Below are 16,962 nucleotides of genomic sequence, written 5' to 3' on the forward strand. Positions count from 1 at the left end.
TCCGATTTTGACCGGGTTGCTGAGGCCGGTTCCGCTGTGGGGGTAGTACCAGAGGTTTCCGTTCGCGTCGACTCCGAGGATGTCGGCGGCGCCGTCGCCACTCCAGTCGGCGGCCATGACGTGTTTGAAGGTCGCCCAGCCGTGTCCGATTTTGACCGGGTTGCTGAGGCCGGTTCCGCTGTGGGGGTAGTACCAGAGGTTTCCGTTCGCGTCGACTCCGAGGATGTCGGCGGCGCCGTCACCGCTCCAGTCGGCGGCCATGACGTGTTTGAAGGTCGCCCAGCCGTGCCCGATCTGCGTGTAGCCGGACAGTTTGTAGCTGTTGTTCGGGTAGTACAGCAGCCTTCCTGAAGAATCGACTCCTAGAACGTCGGCGGCACCGTCACCGCTCCAGTCCGCAGCCATGACGTGCTTGAAGTTCGCCCAACCGATCCCGATTTTGACCGGCGTGCTGAGGCCGGCAAGATTGTGCGGGTAGTACCAGAAGTCACCGTTGGCAGCGACTCCGAGGACATCGGCGACACCGTCACCACTGAAGTCGGAAACCCGTTCTCCATCAGCCCCGGGCAGGCCGGTGGAAAGGCGGTTCTGGCTCACGGGTGCGGTGCCGGTGGGATAGTTGGTGCCGGTCTCCACCGTATTGGGGATTTCGCGGCTGAGCTGAGAGTCGCAGTAGACGATGTTCCAGTGGAGATGTGGACCGGTCACGTTTCCGGTGGCACCGGACGCGCCGATATGCTGCCCCTGCGCCACCCATTGCCCTCTGTTGACGATGGTGGTGCTGAGATGGGCGTACTGAGAGCAACGATTGTTGCCGTGGTCGATCAAGGCGATGATGCCTCCGCCGGTGCTCCATCCCTCGTAGTGGACGGTGCCGGCCGCCGACGCGACGATCGGGGTGCCTTGCGGCATGGCGAAGTCAACGGCATGCCGGTTATAGCCGTCGTTGTGGGAATAGCCGCTTCCGGGCGTCTGGGTAATGGTATAAGCGTGTCCAGCCCGGTAAGGCAGCTTGAACGGTGCGCCATTGCCGGCGAGTGCGGAGTTCTGAGGAATCAAGACTCCGAGCACGGCGACAAGCGCAGCCAAGCTGACTGCGATATTGCGACGCAAATGGGCCTCCTTGTGTCCACGATGGGCGCGGATATGTGGAATGTCAACCACGCCCATGAGCCACGGACTTTCGGGCGCGATCTGGCCCAGAGGGTGTCCCAACGAGGCCGAGGCTGTCAAGAACGCCAATGGCTCTCCGCGTAAACGGCCTGTTGTCGTGCCATGGGCGGCGTCCTTGAAGTTGCCAAGCAGCTGATCGGCGAGGCCGAGTTGAGGTCTGCCCGCCCGAGGGGTCCCAGTACTCCAGCCCAGGATGTTGACCTTGGCTGAGCTGCAGTCCGATGTGGTGCGGGCACGAAGACAGCCGGCGTCGAGCATGGGCTGCTGTGCACCAGGTCGGTGAGGTCTCGCTAGGCGTTGCAGCGACTGCCGAACGAAGATGACGCCGTATGTCCGGGGTAGCCGCATCGTAGGTGCGGTTCGAGTTCGTGGGCGCGTTCATGCCGCATGGCGTGTGCTCGGTCGTCAAGCTGCCGCAGTTGGTCGGCGGTCAGGCGGTGGGCGTTCCAGACCAGTGCGGCGACCTCGGCCGCGTCCGGGTGGATCGGCCGACCGGTATTCGTCAGGTCGATGCCGGTGAGCGCGCGGAGGTCGTGTGGCGAGATGTCGAGGAAGGCGGCGAACCCGGCCAGTAGGTCTGGTGTCAGAGTCTTCCTGCCGTGTCCGATCATGCCGATCGTCGACGCCGGCAGCATGTCGCGGCGGCCTATGCCGAACAGGTACATGGCGGCACCCGACCAGTTCGGATTGCGGTTGTGCAGTAAGCGCAGCAGCAGGCTGCCGGCGCCGCTCGGGTACCGCCGAGATGGCGGCGTCGACGGCGGCGACCCCGGTGGACGGGGCTGCTGCGGCATCGCCCGGATGAGATGGTGCAGCTCCGGTACAGCGCGTGGCAGGTACGTCAGATCCCAGGCGAGCGAACCGACGGCGCTGGCCGCGGTCGGGTCCAGTGGGGCGAGGTCGTCGGGTACCTGCCGGTCGGCGACGACGAACAGGTCGCTGGCGTGCAGGTCCAGGGCAGACGCGAGCCGACGCAGCAGTGACGGCGCAGGCTCGCCTCCCTTGAGAACCGACGTGATCTCGGCTCCGGCAACGGATGCCCGGCAGGCCAGTGCGGTGACGTCCATGCCACGCAGCTCGGCCAGCCGCATCAACTGCACGCCGAACGTTGGCGGTTCCTCCACCGTCCCACCCAACGAGCCACCGCCATTTTCACCTGAAGCCGCCAGCCTTACGGGCCGGATCGTGGCAGGTGAGTGCGTCTGATCAGGAAGATGTCGCTGACGGTGAGTTCGGCGGCTTGGCCCTCTGCGGGTAGATCGTCTCGTGGCGGGCGAGCATTCCGACGAACTCGGCGATCTTTCGTTCGCGGGTCTGTGCCCGTTTGACGGCGTTGAGGCGGTGGATGAGAGCGAACCGGTTGGTTTTGGTGAGTACGTCGAACATGGCCTGGGCGGCGGGGTCGGCGGCGATGGCGGTGAGGAGGTCGGCCGGCGCCTCGGCTTCCGAGGGTGGGGCGTAGGCGGCTGCCCATCGTCCATCCGCCTTGGCGGCTTCTACTGCGGCGCGGCCCGGGGGCTGCATTCGTCCCTGGGCTTCCAGCCGGGCCACGTGGGCGACGTTGCGTTGTGACCAGGAGCTGCGGGGTCGGCGAGGGGTGAACCGGATCCAGGAGCTCTCGTGGTCCCGTTTACGGGCCTGCCCGTCGATCCAGCCGAAGCACAGGGCCTCGTCGACCGCCTGCTGCCAGGTCAGCGTCGTGACGGTGCCGCCCTTCCTGGTCAGGGCGAGCCAGACGCCGGGCGACGTGGCGTGGTTGGCCGACAACCACGCACACAGCGCCTCGGCGTCCGCGACGATCAACTCATCCAGTTCGGCATTCGCCATGACGGCAGGTTAACGCTGCGGCTGGGGTTGCAGCCGCTGCCGGTTGGTTCGTCGGCTCGCCCTCACCGTCGCCGACGTCCGTCACCCCGACCGACTTTTCCGAACCGGGGCCGCTCAGAAGTGAGGATCGAGGCCGCTGCCCCAGGTGTACGAACCGGTGGCGGACAGCTGGAAGTCACATTGGATGTGGTACGACCAGCCGCCGTCTTCCTCGGTGAGGTAGCTGTGGTGCCGGTAGGTTCCGGCGCTGGGGACTCCGGGCCAGAGTTGATCCGTCCAGGTGTACGTGCCGGGCAGGATGCGGCCGGTGTAGGTCTGGCATGGTGCCGATGTGGGGAAGGTCCACCAGCCGTAGGTGCCGTCCTGGAGCGTGATCTCGCGGCTGACCGACGCGATCGGCATCCCGCTGATCGGCGTGGCAGTCAGCTGTTGGTTCTTCTGGTTGTAGGCCACGTCGGCGGCCTGCGCCGTGCCGGACATGATCGGCAGCATGGCGAGGACCAGGGCCACGGCGGTGGCCCGGTGGAGTTTCCTTGCCCACGAGCGCATGATTTCCCCTTCTCGGTGTTGTCGCTTCGGATGAGCCGACTTCCTGAGACGAGACTGCCCGCCGCATCCACGCCTGTCGTTGTGGCTGGGTGCACGGGTGTTTAGTCTCCGTGCACGGTCGGGAGCTGCTGGCGAAGTTCGGTGGGCGATGACACTGAGTATGCCGACGGGGATGCTCAGTGCAGGGCGATGTGGGCGTCGGTGCGGCAGCGGTCGCGATCGTCGCCGTGGGCGATCACCGCGTCGTGGACGGCGTCGATCGCGGCAACCAGCGGATCGTGGTTCGCCAGCGGACCGATCCCGGATCTGCCGTGAAGAGGAGTTTCCGGGATGGTGTCGTATCAGGGTGCAGCCGTTCGTGGAACTGGTGTGCGGCGGCCGGCCGGGCCGTCGGACACGGGGAGTCGGGAGAGGCTCCCGTCCCGGGACCGATAGGAGACGACCATGACGGAGTACCTGATCACCTTCAACGACGAGTGGGTGCCCGAACACACGGCGGAGGAGGTGCGCGCGAAGGGCACGGCCGCCCGCGCCGTGATCGCGGAGATGCAGGCCGAGGGTGTCCTGATCTTCAGCAACGGCGGGCTCGACCGGTCCACCGCGGTGTGCAGTGTCGAACTGGTCGACGGCAGGCCCGTGTTCACCGACGGCCCGTACGTCGAGACCAAGGAGCACCTCGGCGGTTTCGCCGTCGTGGACGTGCCCGACGACGCGGCGGCGCGATACTGGGCCGGTAGGCTCGCGACCGTGCTCGACTGGCCGCAGGAGGTGCACCGCTTCCGAGGCCCCGGTGAGGCCGGGCGTAACGGCTCTGGGGAGAGGTGAGCGCGATGCCCAGGTACCTGCTGTCCGTCTACGGACCGGCCGAGCCCACCGAGTTCGGCACCTACCCCTCCCGGGAGGCCATGCTGCAGGCGTTCGCCGACACCGGCGCCTTCAACGAGAGGCTTCAGAGGGACGGTCACCTCGTCTTCGCCGACGGCCTGGAGCCCGCGACGACCGCCACCACCGTCGACGGGCAGGGCGAGAAGCCGGCCTTCACCGACGGGCCGTACCTGGAGACGAAGGAGCACCTCGGCGGCTTCTGGGTCATCGAGGCGGCCGACCTCGACGTGGCACTGGCGCTCGCGGCCGAGGGGTCGAAAGCGTGCCGCGGCAGGGTCGAGGTGCGGCCCTTCCGAACCGAGGAATCCGTCCGGGGGCTGCTGGAGGCGTGACCGGTCCCACCGTCGAGCAGGCGATCACCCGGGTCTACCACGATGAGTGGGCGCGGGTGGTCGCCGGCCTCACGCGCCGTTTCGGTGACCTCGACGTCGCCGAGGAAGCGACGGCCGAGGCGTTCGTGGCGGCTGCGGAGCGGTGGCCGCGCGAGGGCGTACCGCCCAATCCCGGCGGTTGGCTCGCCACCACCGCGACCCGCAAGGCGATCGACCGGCTCCGTCGCGAGTCGCAGCGCGACGCCAAGCACCAGGCGGCCCGCATCGTGTACGACGACACCCCGCCCGAGCCGACCGGCCCGGTCGAGGACGACCGGCTCAGACTGGTCTTCACCTGCTGCCACCCCGCGCTCGCGATGGAGGCCCGGGTGGCGCTCACCCTGCGTCTGCTCGGCGGCCTCACCGTCCCCGAGATCGCCCGCGCCTTTCTGGTGCAGGAGACCACGATGGCGCGACGGATCACCCGTGCCAAGGCCAAGATCAAGGCGGCACACATCCCCTACCGGGTGCCCTCGGCCGACGACATCCGCGAGCGGCTCGCCGGCGTGCTCGCGGTCGTCTACCTCGTCTTCAACGAGGGCTATCTCGCCAGCGAGGGGGACGACCCGGTGCGCGTCGAGCTGACCGACGAGGCGATCCGCCTCGGCCGCCTGCTCCGAACCCTCCTCCCGGACGACGGCGAGGTGGCCGGCCTGCTCGCCCTGATGCTCCTCACCGACGCCCGGCGGCCGGCGCGCGTGTCCCGTACCGGGGAGTTGGTGACCCTCGACGAGCAGGACCGCAGCACATGGGACCGCACCCTGATCGCCGAGGGCAACGCCCTGGTCCGCGAGCGGCTCGAGGCGGTGGCGGCCGGCGGTGACCCACCCGGGCGCTACCAGCTGCAGGCCGCCATCAACGCGGTCCACACGAATGCCCCATCCGCCCGGGACACCGACTGGTCCGCCATCGTCGCCCTCTACGGCCACATGGCGCTGCTCGACCCCTCGCCGATCGTGCGGCTCAACCGGGCGGTCGCGGTCGCCGAGGTCGACGGCCCCGGGGTCGGGCTCGCCGAGATCGACCGGCTCGCCGAGGTCCTGGACGGCTACCACGCCTTCCACGCCACGCGCGCCGACCTGCTACGCCGCCTCGGGCGTGGCGGCGAGTCGCGGGCGGCGTACGACCGGGCCATCGGTCTCGCCGGCAACCCTGCGGAGCGGGCCTACCTCACCCGCCGCCGCAACCAGCTCGCCGGCTGACCGACATGTGGAGCCGGCCCGGCTCGGAGGTCGCGAAACCCGGGCCGCCGCCCGGGTGCTGTGCGCCGATCGGGATTCGATCGAGAATCACCGATATGGCCGATGTCGCCCGGCCGCGTCGACCAGCACAATCCGCGAATGGACTCCTGGTTGACGACGATCGGGTTGCCGGTCGCGCTCGGCATCGTCATGCTCGGCCTCGGGTTGGGTCTCACCGTCGGCGATTTCCGGCGGGTGGCGGCGTATCCGAAGCTGGTGCTCGTCGCCCTCGGCTGCCAGGTGGTGCTGCTGCCGGCGCTCTGCTTCGGTCTGGTCCTGCTCTTCGGGCTCCGGCCCGAGCTGGCCGTCGGCATGATGCTGCTCGCCGCCTCGCCCGGCGGGACCACCGCCAACCTCTACAGCCACCTCTTCGGCGGTCACGTCGCCGTCAACGTCACGCTCACCGCGGTCAACTCGGTGCTCGCCGTGGTCACCCTGCCCGTGGTGGTGAACCTGTCGGCGGATCACTTCCTCGGTGACGCGGCACCGATCGGGCTCCAGTTGGACAAGGTGCTCCAGGTCTTCGCGATCGTGCTGGTGCCGGTCGCCCTCGGGATGGCCCTACGGTCGCGATTCCCCGGGTTCGCCGACCGGCTCGGCCGGCCGGTGAAAATCCTCTCGGTGGTCGTGCTGGTCGCGGTGATCCTCGGGGCGGTGCTCAAGGAACGGGCCAACCTCGCCGACTACTTCGTCGCGGTCGGCGCGGTGGTGCTGGCCTTCAACGTGATCAGCCTGCTGATCGGGTACGGCGTGCCGAGGCTGGCCGGCGTCGGCCGGCGCGAGTCGATCGCCGCCGGCATGGAGGTCGGCATTCACAACAGCACGTTGGCCATCACCATCGCGATCAGCCCGGCACTGCTGGACAGTACCCAGATCGCGATCCCGGCCGCCGTCTACGGCATCGTCATGTTCTTCACCGCCGCCGTCTTCGGCTACCTGGTCAGCCGGCGACGTGCCCCGGTCGAGGCGGGTCGAGGCCGGACGGCGTGAGCCGAACACCGGCGAGGTCGGTCGTCAAGGAGGAGTAATCGCCGCCGCCGCTCCAAGTAATTGATTGACCAGCCGATATTCACCATTGACTGTGGACGGCCGAAAGCGGCCTGTAGCGAAGCCGACTCGACGGTGGGCAGGGGGTTTCCGGGCGGATAGCGTCCCTGCCCATGGATTCCTACCGCCTTCCCGGGCACAAGATTGCCACCGCGAGCGACGGTACCGGTGAGATTCCCGACGTGCTGATCGTGGGCGATTCACTGTTCCGGCATTTCCGGCTGGGTGACGGCGGGTCGTTCCCGATCGCCTTCCGCAGCGACACCCGGCCGTCGGCCGACATCTACCGGACCGGTTTCCAGCGGAAACGTCTGGTGGTCGACTGGCTCGACACCGAATACACCGACAGTTCGACGAAGGCGAAGAGGAAGCGGCTGGACGACGCGCGACAGGACATCGCGGCGAGCGTCACCAGGGCGATGAAGGGCAGGTCGGAGGCGGAGGTCCGTACCGAGATCGCGCGGGTCACCAACGAGTTGGAGCGGGAGTCGGTGGCGCTGCGGGTCGGCAACGTGGACCTGGACGTGGAGACCGCGGTCTGCGCCACCCTCGACTTCCAGATCGCCAGCCTGTTCCCGTTCGACCCGCAGGCGCTGGCCACCTCCTTCGCCAAGCCCACCAGCATCTACGTCGTCCGGATGCGGCACTGGCTGGAGACCTACAAGGTGCAGCGGTACGCCGCCCCGCACCTGGCGTACTCCCGGGAGGTGGCGTCGCTGAGCATCCCGGCGGGAGACGTGCTGGGCTGCCTGACGGTCAGCCGCCGGTATCTCCCGGCGACCAACTCGGTGGAGGTGTGGGTCACCGCCGCCGAGATCAACGCCACCACGGACGGCGAGGCGATCGTCAAGGCGGTGGCCGCCAGGTTCAGGGACCCGGTCACGGTCGCGACCCCGGCCCAGAAGGACACGAGCAGTGCGGTCGACGCGGACGAGAAGGTCGGGCACATCAGGGCGGCGTTGACCCAGCTGACCGGCAATCCCGACCCGACCAGGTTCGTGCGCGACAGCAATATCATCACCGGCGGTTCGACGCCCAAGGAACTGCCCGACTACACGCCGGTGGAAAAGACCGGGCGCCGCCTCTCCCAGTAACGTCGGGTATCCACCCCGCTGATCGTGGATCGCCCGACGAGTGATCGCCCGTTGTCCGCTGCTCGGGAACGGTGGGCCCGTTCCGGCTCCGGTGGACGGGTAGCGTGGTGACGCCGTTCGCGGCCGTTCAGTCGAGACAGAATTCGTTGCCCTCGACGTCCTGCATCGCTAGGCAAGACTCGTTGACGCCATCGGCACGCAGTAGTTGCACGCGTTCCGCGCCGAGCGCGACCAGTCGTGCGCATTCGGCTTCGAGTGCGGCCAGGCGCTCCTCACCCACGAGCCCGGTGCCCACCCGTACGTCGAGGTGCAGCCGATTCTTGACGACTTTGCCTTCGGGAACGCGTTGGAAGAACAGTCGCGGGCCCACCCCTGCGGGATCGATGCAGGCGAACGACGATCCCTGACGCTCGGGCGGCAGCGCGCGGTCGAACTCGTCCCAGCTGGCGAACCCCTTCGGTGGCGGCGGTACGACGTACCCCAACACCTCGCACCAGAAGCGGGCGACGCGCTCCGGGTCCGCACAGTCGAAGGTGACCTGGAACTGCTTGACCGATGCCATCCGTCCACCATAGAGATGAGCTCGTCGAGCCGCACCTCCCTTTCGCCCAGATGATCGTTTATCTTTTTCTTGACGTCGGTCGATGTCGACGGGAGCGAGAAGAGGACGTGGCGTGACCAGGAGAACAGTGGGGAGGCGGCGGCGGGCGGTCATGTCCCTCCTTGCCGTCCTGTGCGGACTCGTGCTCGTCCCGGCGCAGCCGGCGGGTGCCGCCGCCGGTGTCATGGTCCAGCCGGTCGGCGGGCGGGTGACCGGGGTGTTGTCGAACCGGTGTGGTTCGGTGGACGCCGACCACTACGGGGTGGACGTCGCTGGCAACAGCGGGGCGGCGATCGGGGCGGCGTATCCGGGCACGGTCGCGGCGGCCGGCTTCACCAGTGGTGGCGGCTACCAGGTCACCCTGGAGCACGCCGCCGGTTACCAGACCCGGTACCTGCACATGGTGCGGCAGCCGTCGGTGGCGGTGGGGCAGCAGGTCACTCAGGGGCAGGTGCTGGGGCACGTCGGCAGCACGGGCAATTCCACCGGTCCGCACCTGCACTTCGAGATCCGGCGCAACGGGGCGGTGTACGACATCGGTCCGGCCTACTCCTGCGGCGGCACCGTGACGAAGGGCGCGCCGATCAACCTGCCCTTCGCCGACCTGTCGCCGGTCAATGCGATCCCCGACCGGTTCGCGTTCGTGAACTCGGCCGGGGTGCTGTACGCCAAGGACGGGGCGTACGCGCCGTGGCAGGCGGTGAACGCCGGTGGGGCGTCGAAGGTGGTGCTGGGCGGCAACTGGATCGGCTGGTTGCAGGGCGGCAACTTCTACGCGAAGGACGGGGTGTACGCCCCCTGGCTGGCACTGGCCGAGGGCGGTCAGGTGCGCGACATCGCGGTCAGTGGGGACCGGTTCGCGTTCGTGAACTCCGCCGGGGTGGTGTACGCGAAGGACGGGGCGTACGCCACGTGGCGGGCGATCAACAGCGGTGGGGCGTCGAGGGTGGTGCTGGCCGGCAACTGGATCGGCTGGGTGGAACGGGGCAACTTCTACGCCAAGAACGGCATCCACGCGGAGTGGCTGACGCTGGCCGGCGGCGGTCAGGTGCGCGACATCGCGGTCAGTGGTGACCGGTTCGCCTTCGTGAACTCGGCCGGGGTGCTGTACGCCAAGGACGGGGCGTACGCGCCGTGGCAGGCGGTGAACGCCGGTGGGGCGTCGAAGGTGGTGCTGGCCGGCAACTGGATCGGCTGGTTGCAGGGCGGCAACTTCTACGCCAAGGACGGCGTGTACGCCCCGTGGCTGGCCATGGCCGAGGGCGGCCAGGTGCGCGACATCGCGTTGGGCGCTGAGGACTGGTTCGCCTTCGTCGGGGGCGGCAACTTCTTCGCCAAGCAGGGCGCGTACGCCGGCTGGTTGTCCATGGCCGGTGGCGGGCAGGTCGGCGGGATCGCCGTCACCAGCTGACCGGCACGCGGCAGAGCGCTCCCCGCCGAGGCGGCGGGGAGCGCGACGCCGGGCGTCAGACGTGACGTTGGGCGTGGGACGGTGAGGGCGACGCCGGCGTACCGGTGGCCGGGTCAGCCTGCGGGCGGCGGGGTCCAACCCGTGGGCAGACCCCCGATCCGGACCCGCTGCGGGTGGTCGCCGACCGCCACACTGGCCACCTTCTGGCCGGTGGCGAAGTTGATCGCGGTGACCCGGTCGGTGTCCGACTCGGAGATGACACAGTCCCGGCCGTCGCCGCTGACCGTGGCCCAGTACGGCTTGCCCGCCGTCACCAGTGGGCCGGGGCGCAGGGTGGCGCGGTCGACGATGGTGGCGTACTCGTCCATGGTGCCGGCCACGCAGAGCTTCGACCCGTCCGGGCTCATCGACAGGCCGTGGTGCCGGGAGTCGTTGACCCAGGTCGTCCGGTCCTCGTTGGTGTCGGGGTTCTTGGGCAGCGTGCCGATCCGGGTGATGGTGTCGGAGGCCACGTCGTACTCGAGGACCCCGTTGAAGAACGACACCTGGAAGTAGAACTTGGTCTCGTCGGGCGTGAAGACCGCCGGGCGGACGGCGTCGGAGAGGTCGGTGCGACCGACCGCGTTCAGCCGGGGCCGCATGTCGATGGTCCGTACGGTGGCGAAGGTGTTGGCGTCGGCGATGGTGATCTTGCGGTCGCCCTTGGTCCAGTCCTGGTCCGGGTCGTCGAGGGAGGTGGTCACCTCCCCGATCGACATGTTCCAGATGTACCGGCCGTCCTTGGTGTAGATGTTCTCGTGCGGCTTGTCCCCGGTCTTGAACGACCCGAGTTCCCGGCCGGTGTTGATGTCGAGCACGTGCACCCGGTTGGACAGGGAGGCCGAGACCGCCACCTTGCTGCCGTCGGGGGAGACCGCCATGTGGTCCGAGCGGTACCCGGAGACCGGGAACCGCCAGCGGACGGCACCGGTGGCCACGTCGATCGAGACCACGTCGGCGAAGCTGGGCCGGGAGGCGACCACAGCCGTACCGTCCGGCGTGCTGTACATGTCGTCGACCAGTTGGTCGTGCCCCTCGCCCGGCCCCTCCCGGACGCCGAGGTAGAAGGCGAGCTTGATGGGGTTGAGGTAGATCTCCCAGAGCCGTTCGGTCTTGTCGGGGACGACGTTGATCCGGCCGATTTTGGCGTAGTCGCCCCGGGCGCGGATGACGTCGACCGTGCCTTCCCAGTTGTTGCCGACGAACATCACCTCCTGGAGGCTGCTGCCGCTGACCGGAGCGGCGACCCGGACCGGTTCGGTGGGACCGGCGGCACCGGCCGGGACGGGTGCGCCGGTGACGAGGAGGGCGAGGGTGGCGACGGCCGCGCCGTACCAGCGGCGACGGCGACCACGGGCGCGCGGGGGCGAGGACACTGCTGCTGTCATGGACCGCTCCTGACCGAGAGGTACCCGTGCCGGCGTTCCGCTCGACGCGACACGGTGTTACTTTGCGGTAACGGAAGGAAATCAGTCGAACCCGGACTCTCGGTAGGAGCCGAGGTCCAACGCCCGGGCGAACCGTTGTGCGTCGGCCACAGCGACGGTCGAGGGGAGCGGGACTGATGGCGCTGCCGGAGCGGCTGGTGTCTCTCGGGGCGTTGCTGCGCGACATCGCCGCGGACCAGCGGATCGTGGACGAGATGGTCGAGGCGGCGCGGGCCAGCTCGGCCGAGGTCGCCCGACTGCCGTGGGCGGAGAACCGCCGGCACGTTGCGGCCCTGCTCGCCGCCGGGCTGGCCTCGTTCGAGCTGCTGGCCGACCCGACCGAACGCGACTTCGTCGAGGTCCGGCGGCTGGGTGCCGCCCGTGCCGCGCAGGGCGTGTCGGTGACCGGTCTGCTCCGGGGCGTCCAGGCCGGACGGCGCGTGGTGGTGGAGGCCGCACTCGACCGGGGCCGGGCGGCCGGCATCCCGGACACCGCGCTCCTGGAGGGCCTGCTCGACCTCGACCGGTACGCGGGCGCGTTGGAACGTGCCCTGGTCGACGGCTACCACGCCGCCGAACGCGATCTGGCCCGCACCGACCAGGACGCCCGCAACCGGATGCTGCGCCGGCTGCTCGCCGACGGTCCGACCGCCGGCTGCCGGGAGGATCTGCTCCGCTTCGGGCTGCGACCGGACGGGCGGTACCACTGCGTGGTCACCGACGTGACCGACCCGGCCCGGATCCGCGCGGCCGAGCGCCGGCTGTCCCGCTGCGGGGGCGTCTTCGGTACGGTCGACGACCGGCTCACCGGGCTCTCCCCGCGCCGGCTGCCGAACGAGACGCTCGATGCCACCACCCTCGTGGTGGTGGCGCCCGCCCGGCCGCTCGACCGACTGCCCGTCCTGCACGCGCTCTGCGTCGCCGCCCTGCACGTCGCGGCCGGTGCCGGACTGCGCGGCCGGCACACCCTGGTCGAGCTGGCCGGGGAGACCGCCCTGGCCGCCCAACCGGTCCTGGCCGACCTGCTCGGTACGACCCTGCTGGCGGCTTTGGACCCGGCGGACGGGTTCCACCGGCAGTTGGCCTCGACCGCGCTGGCCTACCTGGACCACGGACAGCGGCTCGACCACACGGCGACCGCCCTGCACCTGCACCCCAACACCGTCCGGTACCGGATGCGCCGGTTGCGGGAACTGGTCGGCATGCCTCCGCTGCTGGCCGAACCGGACGGCCGGTGGCCGGTGCTGGTCACCCTGCGCTGGTGGTGGGCGCTGCGGACCTGGCTGGCCGAATAGCGTCCCGTTCCGCCGACACACGCTGCCGGGCCGGTGGTGCTGACGAGAGGTGGGGGGGGGGGGGCCGCCCCCCCCCCCCCCGGGGGGGGGGGGGGGGGGGGGGGGGGGGGGGCCCGCCCCGGGGGGGGGGGGGGGGGCGGGGCGCCCGGGGGGGGCCTCCGGGCGCCCGGGCCCCCCCCCCCCCGGGGCGGGGCGGGGGGGGCGCCCGGGGGGGGGGGGGGGGGCCCCGCCCCCCCCGCCACGGGTTGCGGTGTCAGGGGACGGGTGAGGTCAGCCCGTCCGGCAGGTGACCGTCGGCCAGGTCCAGTTGCCGTTCGCCATGATGGTCACCCCGAAGTTGTTGCCGTTGCCGTTCGGGCGGGCGGTGACGGCTCCGGTGGTGCCGCTGACCGAGGCGTTCCAACTGTTCTGGATGCTCTGGCCACCGTTCAGGTTGAGGGTGACCACCCAGTTGTTGGTGCCGCTGACCGCGACGTCCAGGTTGAACCGGTCACCCCACTGCTGACCGGCCGAGAGCACGGCGGTGCAGTTGCCGCTCGGCGGAGGGGTGGTGGGGTTGCCGCCCCCGCCCTCCCAGACGGTGATGTCGGAGCTTCCCTGGCTCTGGTAACCCTCGGTGGCCATGATCTGGTAGTAGTGGCTGCCGAGGTTCAGGCCGACACGCGCCCAGGCGTCGAAGTGGTTGGCGGTGGTGATGGTGCCGCTGCTCCGCTTCTGCTGACGCACGCTCCAGTACTGGTAGAAGGTGCAGCGGTCGCCGTCGATGCAGGGCGCGTTGACCCGCTGGCTGCGCAGGATGTCGTAGGTGCCGCCGTCGGTGGTGACCGAACCCAGCCGCTGGGCGCCGCTGCTCGGGTTGTAGCTGCCGAAGTTCTCCACCACGTAGTACTCGATGAGCGGGTTGCGCGTCCATCCGTACAGGGCGAGGTAGGTGTTGTTGTTGCCCGGGTTGTAGTTGCCCGAGTAACTGATCGTCCGGCGGGTGCCGGTGGCCCAGCCCTTGCCGCCGACCCAGTTGTTGGTGCTCCGGTCCCAGCTGCTGCTGTACCGGCCGTCGGCGCGCAGCGTCATGCTGGCGTTGCCGCTGTCCTTCCAGAACGAGAAGTAGTAGCCGTTGTGCGTGCCGGTGGTGTTCGAGGTGAGGGTCCGGTCGGCCTCGGCCTGGGCGGCGTGCGGGGCGGCCAGGACCGTGCCGCTGATGGCGAGCGCGGTGGCGCACACGGCGCCGAGGAGCAGCCGGATGCGGCTACGCCTCCTCGGTGTGGTCGGGTGGCTCATGTGCCTTCCTCCTCGGGACGGCTGGCGGGGGCCAGCAGCGCGGTGGCGACCCGGTGGGCTCGGCGGCCAGGTGAGGGCAGCCGGACGCCCGGCATGTGGTCGTGCGGTGGGGGTGCGCCGGTCGTCCCGCATGCTCGCGGATGGGTCGCGGTGGTGGTGTCGACAGCGATTCAGTGCCGTCGATGGCGACGTTATGGGCCCAGCTCTCAGCCTGTCAACAACTTTCGGAAATGTTACGGAAACAAGCCGCGGACTGCGAGTGGTCGTCGAGGAGCTTCAATGCTGGCCAGCGGTACTTGTAGACGAACCGGGTCCGGATCGACAGTTCCTCCATCGGCGGCTGAGGAGCGCGGTAGCGGCTGCCATTCTCGGAAGTTTCGGAACCCGTCCTATCGTGATCACTCAAATGAATGCCCGCGGGCCCGGGGTGAGGGCGCCGACGCCCCGAGTCGCCGGGGAAACCGCTGGGCTGCCCGACCTGCTTCCGGCGCGATCGCTTCGTGGACACCTACCTGGAGACCGAGCGCCTGACCCTGCGCCGCTTCACCGCCGATGACGCGGACCTGCTGATCGAGCTGGACAGCGACCCGGCGGTGATGCGCTACCTGACCGGCGGCGAACCGACCGCGCCGGAGGTCGTCCGCGAGCGCCACCTCCCGAACATCCTCGCCGGCTACGAGAGGTGGGACGGCAACCTCGGACTGTTCGCCGCGCACGAGAAGGACGGCGGCGCGTTCAACGGTTACGCCACCGAGGGCTCGCGGGCGTTGCTGGCCAAGGCGTTCACGGAACTCGGTGTGCGCGTGGTCTGGGCTGAGACGATGGCGGTCAACCATGGTTCGCGCAACATCATGGCGAAGCTCGGAATGACGCTCGCGGCGTTGGTGAACGGAATGCCCTCCGGCAGCCGTGCTCTGTGCGAGACCCCATCCACGTAGGGCAGGTGACTCGCGCGTGTTGACCTGGTACGACATATTGCAACGGGAGACCCGTGACGACGGATACGGTGCCCGGCGCTGGTCCTCCCCCCTCCGGATGCAGACCCGCTTACCAGCCACGCAACGAACCAAGGCGGCGCGACGGGGTGGAGTTTTCCTCGCCGTCAGCTTCCTGGCGCCCTTGGCGACACTCGCGTGGATGCTCAGCGCCGGCGACAGCGGCGACAACGGCGAGAGGGGCCTCGGGCGCGCCGAGCGGCAGGAGCACCTATGGACCGGAGACACCGACCTTTCCTCCTGGTCGAGCGTCGATCCGGCGGATCCGGCATCACTTCCCGCCTCCGCCGTCGCCGGGTCTTCGGAGACGCCGCCGGAGGCCGACAGCGGTACCACCCCCGTCGGCCCCATCCCGACGCCGACTGCCGCAACGGTCTGGGGAGGACCACCGAGTGCGGAGGGTTTGCCCGTTGCGCGGTGACCGGTGGGGGCGCTCGTGCTCAGGTACGAGGACAACGGCTGGTTCGGGAGCTACGTCGACCGCGGCCTGACCGACTACACGTACCCCTCACCCTCGCCGACGACAGTCGGACCATCACCACCGGCTGCCAGGACCTGCGCATTCCGCTGGCGGCAAACCGTATCGACCGCACCACCCCAGGTGAGCTCCGACCCGGCTTCTGGCACGACGCCAGCAGCACAGTGCTCATCGAGGAAATTCGCTTTGAACAGGACACATGCAGCCATGGCCAGGACAAGAGCCCTTTACCTCACCGGGATCGGCGTCGTGGTGCTGGCCGTCGTCCTCGGCCTGGTCGCAGCCATCCCGCTGACCTCGACTTCCAGTCAGCCGGCACCATCGGGCGGGGCCAGCTTCCCGTCCGCGTCAACTCCGCCACCCCCATCGACCCAGCCGTCCGTACCCACATCCTCGCCTACCCGGACGACGACAACGACCGCACCACCATCCCCGTCCGCCCGCCCCGTGGACACGACCGGCTCGGTACGGTGCCCCGACTGCTGGCGTCCGCCGCTGCGGGTCAGCTGGAACTGGGTCATCGAGGGGGTGCCCAAGCCTCCCTTCCGGGATGTCGACATCTACGACATCGACGGTTTTGAGGCGTCCTCGGCGGACGTCACCGCCCTCCACCGGGCCGGAATTCGGGTGATCTGCTACATCAGCGTGGGCTCCTACGAGGACTGGCGCCCCGACGCGGGCCAGTTCCCGGCGAGCCTCCTCGGCCAGAACCTCGACGGTTGGGCCGGCGAACGGTGGCTCGACGTCCGCGACATCAGTCCCACGAGCCCGCTGGCCCGCATCATGACGGCACGAATCGACATGTGCCGGGCGAAGGGGTTCGACGCTGTCGAGTTCGACAACATGGACGGCTACGTCAACCGGACCGGGTTCCCGCTGACCGCCGCCGATCAACTCGCGTACAACCGGTTTCTCGCCGACACCGCCCACGCCCGTGGCCTCAGCACGGTGCTGAAGAACGACCTCGACCAGATTGACGATCTCGTCGACTACTTCGACATGGCGCTCAACGAGGAGTGCAGCCGGTACGACGAGTGCGGCGAATACCGGCCGTTCATCGCTGCCGGCAAGCCGGTCCTCCACGCGGAATACGGCTCCTCGACCGCCTTCTGTCGGGCTGACAACGCGGCCGACATCAACGGCGTGCTCTTCTCGCTCGACCTGGACGACTCCGTCTATCGCCCGTGCCGCTGAATCGCGTCATCGAAGCGCCAAGCTGGTCCATCGAGATCCGCGTATGCTCTGCCGTCC

Annotated in this window: 16 protein-coding genes; 9 read left to right on the forward strand and 7 right to left on the reverse strand. The window is 69.3% G+C overall.

Annotated features, from left to right (window positions below):
* The 4 genes from ACIBJE_RS24085 to ACIBJE_RS24100 all read right to left on the reverse strand — a co-directional run.
* A partial coding sequence (locus tag ACIBJE_RS24085; RefSeq protein WP_396751894.1) for a peptidoglycan DD-metalloendopeptidase family protein occupies positions 1-1,431 on the reverse strand: 1,431 nt, incomplete at its 3' end.
* 32 nt (positions 1,432-1,463) lie between these two features.
* Complete coding sequence (locus tag ACIBJE_RS24090) at positions 1,464-2,264, reverse strand: XRE family transcriptional regulator (RefSeq protein WP_396751896.1); 801 nt, start codon at positions 2,262-2,264, stop codon at positions 1,464-1,466.
* A gap of 115 nt (positions 2,265-2,379) precedes the next feature.
* Positions 2,380-3,000 carry a YdeI family protein gene (locus ACIBJE_RS24095; protein WP_396751899.1) on the reverse strand — a complete coding sequence of 207 codons (621 nt, stop codon included), beginning with the start codon at positions 2,998-3,000 and terminating at the stop codon, positions 2,380-2,382.
* 114 nt (positions 3,001-3,114) lie between these two features.
* Positions 3,115-3,549 (reverse strand): hypothetical protein, encoded by a 435-nt coding sequence (locus ACIBJE_RS24100; RefSeq protein WP_396751902.1) that lies wholly within the window; start codon positions 3,547-3,549, stop codon positions 3,115-3,117.
* A 444-nt stretch (positions 3,550-3,993) separates the two neighbouring features.
* Here ACIBJE_RS24100 and ACIBJE_RS24105 point away from each other — a divergent pair, with 444 nt between their 5' ends.
* The 5 genes from ACIBJE_RS24105 to ACIBJE_RS24125 all read left to right on the forward strand — a co-directional run bounded on the left by ACIBJE_RS24105 (position 3,994) and on the right by ACIBJE_RS24125 (position 8,187).
* Complete coding sequence (locus ACIBJE_RS24105; protein ID WP_396751904.1) at positions 3,994-4,374, forward strand: YciI family protein; 381 nt, start codon at positions 3,994-3,996, stop codon at positions 4,372-4,374.
* A 5-nt stretch (positions 4,375-4,379) separates the two neighbouring features.
* Positions 4,380-4,766, forward strand: a complete 387-nt coding sequence (locus ACIBJE_RS24110) for a YciI family protein (protein ID WP_396751907.1) — start codon at positions 4,380-4,382, stop codon at positions 4,764-4,766.
* Positions 4,763-6,007 carry an RNA polymerase sigma factor gene (locus tag ACIBJE_RS24115; protein ID WP_396751909.1) on the forward strand — a complete coding sequence of 415 codons (1,245 nt, stop codon included), beginning with the start codon at positions 4,763-4,765 and terminating at the stop codon, positions 6,005-6,007. Before ACIBJE_RS24110 ends, ACIBJE_RS24115 begins: the two co-directional genes overlap by 4 nt.
* A 138-nt stretch (positions 6,008-6,145) precedes the next feature.
* A complete protein-coding gene (locus ACIBJE_RS24120; RefSeq protein ID WP_396751911.1) occupies positions 6,146-7,036 on the forward strand; it encodes a bile acid:sodium symporter family protein in 891 nt (296 codons plus the stop codon).
* Between the two features lie 170 nt (positions 7,037-7,206).
* Complete coding sequence (locus tag ACIBJE_RS24125) at positions 7,207-8,187, forward strand: hypothetical protein (RefSeq protein ID WP_396751913.1); 981 nt, start codon at positions 7,207-7,209, stop codon at positions 8,185-8,187.
* A 127-nt stretch (positions 8,188-8,314) separates the two neighbouring features.
* Here the strand turns inward: ACIBJE_RS24125 and ACIBJE_RS24130 are convergent, their stop codons facing one another.
* Positions 8,315-8,749, reverse strand: a complete 435-nt coding sequence (locus tag ACIBJE_RS24130; RefSeq protein WP_396751916.1) for a VOC family protein — start codon at positions 8,747-8,749, stop codon at positions 8,315-8,317.
* Positions 8,750-8,861: 112 nt separating this feature from the next.
* Here ACIBJE_RS24130 and ACIBJE_RS24135 point away from each other — a divergent pair, with 112 nt between their 5' ends.
* A complete protein-coding gene (locus ACIBJE_RS24135; RefSeq protein ID WP_396751917.1) occupies positions 8,862-10,199 on the forward strand; it encodes a M23 family metallopeptidase in 1,338 nt (445 codons plus the stop codon).
* Between the two features lie 113 nt (positions 10,200-10,312).
* On the opposite strand, the gene ACIBJE_RS24140 is transcribed toward ACIBJE_RS24135, so the two are convergent.
* The gene (locus tag ACIBJE_RS24140) at positions 10,313-11,626 is read right to left on the reverse strand and encodes a YncE family protein (protein ID WP_396751919.1); all 1,314 of its coding nucleotides are present in this window, start codon (positions 11,624-11,626) and stop codon (positions 10,313-10,315) included.
* 176 nt (positions 11,627-11,802) lie between these two features.
* Between ACIBJE_RS24140 and ACIBJE_RS24145 the strand changes: the two genes are divergently transcribed.
* Positions 11,803-12,960, forward strand: coding sequence for a helix-turn-helix domain-containing protein (locus tag ACIBJE_RS24145; RefSeq protein WP_396751921.1), 1,158 nt, complete (start codon positions 11,803-11,805; stop codon positions 12,958-12,960).
* A 270-nt stretch (positions 12,961-13,230) separates the two neighbouring features.
* On the opposite strand, the gene ACIBJE_RS24150 is transcribed toward ACIBJE_RS24145, so the two are convergent.
* Complete coding sequence (locus ACIBJE_RS24150) at positions 13,231-14,238, reverse strand: glycoside hydrolase family 11 protein (protein ID WP_396751923.1); 1,008 nt, start codon at positions 14,236-14,238, stop codon at positions 13,231-13,233.
* 500 nt (positions 14,239-14,738) lie between these two features.
* On the opposite strand from ACIBJE_RS24150, the gene ACIBJE_RS24155 reads away from it, so the two are divergent.
* Positions 14,739-15,176 (forward strand): GNAT family N-acetyltransferase, encoded by a 438-nt coding sequence (locus ACIBJE_RS24155; RefSeq protein WP_396751925.1) that lies wholly within the window; start codon positions 14,739-14,741, stop codon positions 15,174-15,176.
* Positions 15,177-16,158: 982 nt separating this feature from the next.
* Positions 16,159-16,905, forward strand: a complete 747-nt coding sequence (locus ACIBJE_RS24160) for an endo alpha-1,4 polygalactosaminidase (RefSeq protein WP_396751927.1) — start codon at positions 16,159-16,161, stop codon at positions 16,903-16,905.
* Positions 16,906-16,962 lie beyond the last annotated feature (57 nt).

The sequence above is a fragment of the Micromonospora sp. NPDC050187 genome, from assembly GCF_044459745.1.
GTDB lineage: Bacteria > Actinomycetota > Actinomycetes > Mycobacteriales > Micromonosporaceae > Micromonospora.